The sequence below is a fragment of the Allocoleopsis sp. genome, assembly GCF_036703385.1.
In the GTDB taxonomy this organism is placed as follows: Bacteria; Cyanobacteriota; Cyanobacteriia; order Cyanobacteriales; family Coleofasciculaceae; genus Allocoleopsis.
The window spans coordinates 1-5,528 of the sequence record NZ_DATNPA010000735.1 but is presented as its reverse complement, the minus strand read 5'-3'; the positions used below and the strand labels follow the sequence as shown (position 1 = coordinate 5,528).

The window sequence follows — 5,528 nt, the reverse complement described above, 5'->3', positions numbered from 1 at the left end:
AGGAATTCATAATTATCCGGGAAATCTTGATAGGCGTTGGCGGCAAGATGGGGTGTTGTGGCGAAGATGACGTGTCCTTTGCCCATACTCTGTTGCCAAACAATCGAGCCGAAGCGATCGCCTAACAAACTTTCATTCGCTGACTTTCTCCTGCGCTGCGTATTAATCTTAACGCTCCCCGTTTCCGTTTTATGCAGGGTACTAAAAGAGGCGTCTGTAACGGGTTGCCGGACGCCTAAAATCACCAGTGTGTTGCCTTTTTCAACCCAGCTTTCTTCCTCTGTTAATAAATCTGGGCGAGATAATTCACTGTTGACACGCAACAAGGTCGTCGGAGATTTGAGTGTTTTATTCGCCGCTAAAGCCTTGAACGGTTTTTGCCAACGCTGGACAGGGGTGCCCCGTTCTTCCATGAAAGCGTACCAAGCACCATACCCATTGGGAGCACGGTTATAGGTAGAACCACTACTGAGTTTAGTATTGGCAGGAGCTGCAAACAGCGTGAGGAGTATGAGTGCCCCAATGGCGATCGCTCCAAATAACCCTAACCGCCGACTGGAAAAATTCATGATGCTTCGATTTCCCGGTAAGCTTGCTGGCACTGCTCAAAGTCTGAGCTGGAAGCTTCAGTATTACTAAAGCATAGTTGCTGATGAGTCATGAGCAAGGTGCGGTAGGGTCTGGGTTGGGGTAGCTGCTGGACTAATCTCAAGTATTCCCCATCCGTGCGACTGGGTTCATGGGGGGCAATCCCACTATCATTTAATCGTTGTAACATTGCCATATACAGGCATTGGCAGGCTTCGCGGTAGTTCCCCTGCTGCTGGAATTTTTGCGATCGCTGCAACCACCCTGATACCGATAACTCTTTTGCGGGTATTTGACCCGCTTTTTTCGTGGGTTGATTCAATGATTGGGTGAGGGAATAAATATAAGGTCGCAACAGTCGCCAAATTAGCCAACCCACCCAGGTTACGAGCAAAGCCACTATGATCCAAAAAGCAGCTTTAGCCAGCATCTGTAAGATTGGGGAATCCCACCAAGATGGTAGTGAAGCCTTGGACGATTGGGGTGCAAATCGAGAAAATTGCAGTTCCCACCACTCCCCAAACCGTTGTTGCAGCTGTCCCAGTTGCCAACCCAAACTATCTTTCTCAAAGGAACCTTTAGACATGGCTCGATCCAAACAGCGCAGCACTATTTCTATTTAGTACTATAAACTATTGTTATAAACCCGAAATAGGTCATTAATTAGCAACTTGTTCCAATAACAATGCTTAACCTTCAAAGTGACAACCCTTTTCTTAAACTAAAAGTTCGCTATCTATTTATAGTTTTTTTTCTTCTTATACTTTTAATTGGTTTAATAGGAGGAATAATTATTAATTATACGGGCTTTAACCCAAAAGACCCAATTATAGTTTATATTTATTATTGTTTGATTTTTGGCTGTTTTTTTCTTTGGTTGTTGCGACGCTTTCGTCAGCTAAAAATTAATGCTAAGTATATGATTGGTCATTTTCCTATAGGTTATAACTGGCTACTCGTTGCTGGTCTAGTCATTGCTGTGTTAATTTGTTCAATGGGTGTCGCTCTGCTTTCATTTTATTTTTTATCATTAGTTGCACCTTCATTTCTCGATTCCCTACTCAAGTCTATTTCTGCCAGTAAACTCCAAAATTCCTCTGTGCCAATTCTTTTTGAAATTATAAAAACAATTTCTTTTATTGTAGTCGCTCCAGTAACTGAAGAGTTTATTTTTCGAGGTATTTTACTACATAGATTTGCAACTAAGTGGGGAATTACACCAGCGATATTAGTTTCTTCTTTTATTTTTGGTTGCCTTCATGTTAATCCTATCGGCTTATCAATTTTTGGCATCATGATGGCATTACTTTATCTGAAAAGCCGTACTTTATTTGTCCCAATGGCGGCTCATGCTATGAATAATTTTGTTGCCTTGGGGCTGCAATTTTTTTCAAAAACGTCTAATAGCCATTCAACTAATGCTGCTAGCTCTTATTTGTGGGTTGGATTAATTTTCTTAGCTTTATCAGCTCCTTTTTTAGTGCGTTTCATGTTCAAAAACTGGCCAAATCAGCGCGTGCCTTTACCGTACTTTGCTAATATCTCACGCAGTCAAGCCAGCCCTTAACTCACCTCCCGGCTGAAGTACGGGGGACTTCTGTTACTCAAGACAGGAGATACTTCATCAATATTCCCCTACCTACCAAACTGTTTTTCACCTCGATTGAAGAAGCATGGAATTCCTCAATGAAACTGATTTAGCTGGAGAAAATCATCAAGATTCTGAAATCAAAAAAGTTTCGGGACTTACTTATATTCCTGATTACATCACAAAGAATGAACAAATTCATTTAATCGAGATTATTGATCAACAGAAATGGTCGATTAAAACCCATAGAAGAGTCCAAGAGTATGGGTATAAATATGACTATAAAAATGGCGCTTTTGCTTCATCGACTTATTTAGGGGCTTTGCCAGATTGGGCACAAAGAATTGCTGTCAGATTTGCGGCAGATGGCTTAATGGCAAATGTACCCGACCAAGTTATCGTCAATGAATATCAACCAGGGCAGGGTATTGTCAGCCATATTGACTGCCTTCCTTGTTTTGGTAACACCATTATTACCCTAAGTTTGGGCAGTGAATGTGTTATAAATTTTGTTCATTCTCAAAGTAAAGAAGACGCCAAAATTCTCTTGCAACCCGGAAGTTTACTTATTTTTAAGGGAGGAGCCCGCTATATTTGGGAACATGGCATTCCTGCCTGTGAGCGAGATAACTATAAGGGTCGAGAGATTGTTAGGAACCGCCGAATTTCCCTGACTTTTAGGGAAGTTTTCTTCCCTTATAAGTGATGGATTGTCATGGACAGTACCCACCTTAGAATAAGAATGCCTATTGAGAAGGATACAAGATATCCGTTGAATCGCAGTCTGCAAATAAATGAGCACTGTTTAAATGACCCAAGTTTGACCTTAAATTCTACGTTAGACTGCAACTCAGCATCAATTCGTGGATTTTTCAACTCTCAAAAGCTGGGATACAATAACGGTCTTTATAATCAAGATTATTTTTTGGGATTTGATTATTATTGACCGCCCTATCGCAGGCGACTGGAATCTCTACAATCAACTCGGTTCCTTGCCCTGGAGTGGAAATACAACTGATTTGACCCTGATGTTTTTCTACTACAATCTGATGGCTAATGGATAATCCTAATCCGGTACCACTCCCCACAGGCTTTGTCGTAAAAAAGGGGTCAAATATTTTTTGGCACACTTCTTGACTCATACCAGAACCATTGTCGGCAATTTTAATTACAACGGATTGAGCAGGGGATGTTAGCGCAGTGGGACAGAGTCCGGGGGTGAGTGTCTCCCTATCTAGGGCTTCTTTCACTGTGGTGCTGATGGTAATCATCCGGGGTAAATGTTGATTTTCTAGGGCATCAATCGCATTACTCAAGAGATTCATGAATACCTGATTCAACTGACTCGCATAACAGGTAACTCTTGGCAGTTGACCGTAGTCTTTAATCACTTTAATTTCGGAGCGACCGCCTTCTGCCCTGAATCGGTGCTGTAAAATTAACAGAGTATCGTCGATGCCTTGATGGATATCCACAGGTTTTAGTTCCGATTCATCCAGCCTGGAGAAAGTCTTGAGCGATCGCACAATCTCTTCAATCCGCTGAGTCCCCACCTGCATCGAATCCATCAGCTTTGACCAATCTTGCACCAGAAATTCTAAGTCGAGGTCAGAAGCTAACTGTTGAATGGCTGGTGTAGGATTCGGGTAGGTCTGCTGGTAAAGTGAAATCAGCTTCAGCAGGTCTTGGAAGTATTCTCTGGCATAACTAATATTACCCGATATAAAACTAACAGGATTGTTGATTTCGTGTGCAACTCCCGCAACCATTTGCCCCAAACTTGACATTTTTTCAGTGTGAATCAATTGGGCTTGGGTGCATCTCAATTTTTCCAAATTTAGTTTTAATTCTTGTGCTTTTTCTCGTTCTCGCTGGGTGGATTGTTGTAGAGCTTCTGACTGCTTTTGAATCTGCGCTAATAATTCGGCTTGCTGTAAAGCCGCTCCTAACTGATTGCCAATCTGAATCACTACACTGATTTCTGCTGTTTTCCATTGGCGAGAACCCGAATTTTGATAAGTTGCCAATAATCCCCAAAGTTTACTACCACAGAAGATGGGAACAATGATGTAGGCTCTAGCTTGAAACTGTTCTAAGAGGTTGATATAACAAGGTTGAAATTCAGCCTTGTAGATGTCTTGCACAACTCTGTAACTTGCACCTCGGCTGTATGCACCACCGCTGGTTTCTTGCAAATAAGTATCCTCCAGCCGAGAAGAAGCGTTAAGGGTACTATCCCATTCTGCTTTACTATCGAATGAAGTTGCCGTGCAGCTAGAGTCTTCGACCGTCCTCTCTATTACCTTAGGGTTCTTGGCTTGTTCCTGCAACAGAGACATCCACTCACTACCCACAGACTCAGAGACAACCTCCCCACTCCAGTCGGAATTGAACTGATAAATGAGGACGCGATCGCAGTCGATCAGCTGCCGCAATTCCGAGGTTGTAGCCGTAAAAATTGTTTCAATATCCAACGTCTGGCGCATTCTTTGAATCGCTCTGGCGATCGCACGTTCTCGCTGTACACTCTCCCTCAATGCCTCTTCTGTTCGTTTGCGATCGGTGATATCTGTAACCCGAACTAGATTTATAGTCTGAGCCGCTACATGAATGGGTTTGGCGGCTAAGTTGCCCCAAAACAGATTTCCTTGTTGGCTTACATATTCCACCTCCTGGCTCCAAAAGCCTTTGAGTTCCATTTCATTAGCAATAGAATTCAATTTTTCGGCTGTAAACGCTTCCTTCTGAAGGGTATGCCCTTCAATGTTGAGTAATTCATCTTTACTTGTGGCTTCAAATAGTTCCACGGCACGCTGATTGCAGTCTGTAATCAACAGGGTTTCAGGATTTACCAAAAACAGGGCATCTGCTGAGTCATCGAAAATCGATTCAAGCAAAATCTTGCTGCGAATCACTTCTATTTCTACCTGTTTTCGGTCTGTAATATCTTCAGAAATCCCAGCAACTCGATAGACTTCACCCTGCTCGTCACAAATCAGGAAACCATGAGATTCAATCCAGCGAATTGAACCATCCGGTCGAATAATTCGATATTCTAACGTGTAGTTTTCCGGTGAAGTTAGTGGGAGTGTGGCAAATACTCGATCTTGGTCTTCTGGATGAATCGCCTCAAACCAAACAGTGAGGTCTTCGTATAAACGTTGACTACTGCGCTGCCAAATCTTCTCATAGGCAGGACTGATGTAGAGCATTTGGCGGTAATCAGCAGAAACCATCCAGAAAACTTGAGGGATATGCTCGGCAAGCTGGCGAAATTGCTCTTCACTCTCCCGCAGTGCCTTCTCTGTCTGCTGACGCTCAGCCATTTCCTGTTGCAGTTGTGCGATCGCTT

Annotated in this window: 5 protein-coding genes; 2 read left to right on the top strand and 3 right to left on the bottom strand. The window is 42.8% G+C overall.

The window, feature by feature from the left end; genetic code table 11:
* The coding region (locus V6C93_RS34700) for a DUF4350 domain-containing protein (RefSeq protein WP_333481251.1) at positions 1-569 on the bottom strand (569 nt) is incomplete at its 3' end.
* Positions 566-1,174 carry a DUF4129 domain-containing protein gene (locus V6C93_RS34695; RefSeq protein WP_333481250.1) on the bottom strand — a complete coding sequence of 203 codons (609 nt, stop codon included), beginning with the start codon at positions 1,172-1,174 and terminating at the stop codon, positions 566-568. The genes V6C93_RS34695 and V6C93_RS34700, both read right to left, overlap by 4 nt.
* A 99-nt stretch (positions 1,175-1,273) precedes the next feature.
* Between V6C93_RS34695 and V6C93_RS34690 the strand changes: the two genes are divergently transcribed.
* Positions 1,274-2,155 carry a CPBP family intramembrane glutamic endopeptidase gene (locus tag V6C93_RS34690; protein ID WP_333481249.1) on the top strand — a complete coding sequence of 294 codons (882 nt, stop codon included), beginning with the start codon at positions 1,274-1,276 and terminating at the stop codon, positions 2,153-2,155.
* Positions 2,156-2,261: 106 nt separating this feature from the next.
* Positions 2,262-2,882 (top strand): alpha-ketoglutarate-dependent dioxygenase AlkB, encoded by a 621-nt coding sequence (locus V6C93_RS34685; RefSeq protein WP_333481248.1) that lies wholly within the window; start codon positions 2,262-2,264, stop codon positions 2,880-2,882.
* A gap of 166 nt (positions 2,883-3,048) precedes the next feature.
* On the opposite strand, the gene V6C93_RS34680 is transcribed toward V6C93_RS34685, so the two are convergent.
* On the bottom strand, positions 3,049-5,528 hold a 2,480-nt coding region (locus V6C93_RS34680; protein WP_333481247.1), incomplete at its 5' end, for a PAS domain S-box protein.